Consider the following 1,028-nt stretch of genomic DNA (forward strand, 5'->3'; position numbering starts at 1 on the left):
TGTGACGCGCAGGCAACTCACCGACAGTCAGTGGGAGTTAATCGAGCCGTATCTGCCGATTGGCGAGTACGGCCCATACCCGGAGCGGTTGCGGGATCAGTTCGAAGGGGTGATCTGGCGGTTCCGCTCGGGCGCCCAGTGGCGGGAGATGCCCTCCGAGTTCGGGCCCTGGCCGACCGTCTACGGTCGCTTCCGGGTCTGGAGGGACGCCGGCGTCTTCGAAGCCCTGCTGGAGGGGCTGATCGCGGAGGCCGCGAAACGGGGCGAGGTGGACTTGTCGCTGGTCAGCGTGGACTCCACCACGGTCCGCGCCCACCACGACGCCGCCGGTATGCACCTGGACCCCGACGCTCTGGCCGCCCTGGAGAAGGCCGCTGACGAGGCGGAGAAGGCCCGGCAAAGGGGGGCCGCCCGGAAGGACAAGACGGGCAGGACGCCTCAGACGACCCGGAACGGGAAGAACGGCGACGAATCCGACGCCGGCGCAAACTCCGGCTCAAAGCCGCCCTGCTCGGGCGCTCCAGAGGTGGACAGACCAGCAAGATCCATTGTGCCGGCGACCGCAAGTGCCGCCCGCTGGCGTTCGTCTTGACCGAGGGACAGGTCGCCGACAGCCCGCAGTTCATCCCCGTGCTCAGGAAGATCCGGGTCCGGGTGCCCGTCGGCCGGCCCCGCACCCGACCCGACGCGGTTGCCGGGGACAAGGCCTACTCGTCCCGCGGCAACCGCGCCCACCTGCGCAAGCGCCGCATCAAGGCGGTCATCCCGGAGAAGAAGGACCAAGCCGCCAACCGGAAGAAGAAGGGCAGCAAGGGCGGCCGGCCCGTCGGCCACGACGCCGACCTCTATAAGGAGCGGAACACCGTCGAGCGCTTGATCAACAAGCTGAAGGCCTGGCGCGGCATCGCCACAAGGTTCGACAAGACCCCCGAGAGCTACCTCGCCGGCCTCCACCTTCGCGCCTCAATGATCTGGGTCGACGATCTCCTGCCGACCACCAGCTGATCACAACATCACACAGGCCCTAG

Annotated in this window: 1 pseudogene; it reads left to right on the forward strand. The window is 68.1% G+C overall.

The window, feature by feature from the left end:
* Position 1 precedes the first annotated feature (1 nt).
* Positions 2 to 1,005, forward strand: a pseudogene (locus tag AB0J08_RS41775) (IS5 family transposase).
* Positions 1,006 to 1,028 lie beyond the last annotated feature (23 nt).

The organism is Kitasatospora sp. NPDC050463, from assembly GCF_040655255.1.
GTDB lineage: Bacteria > Actinomycetota > Actinomycetes > Streptomycetales > Streptomycetaceae > Kitasatospora.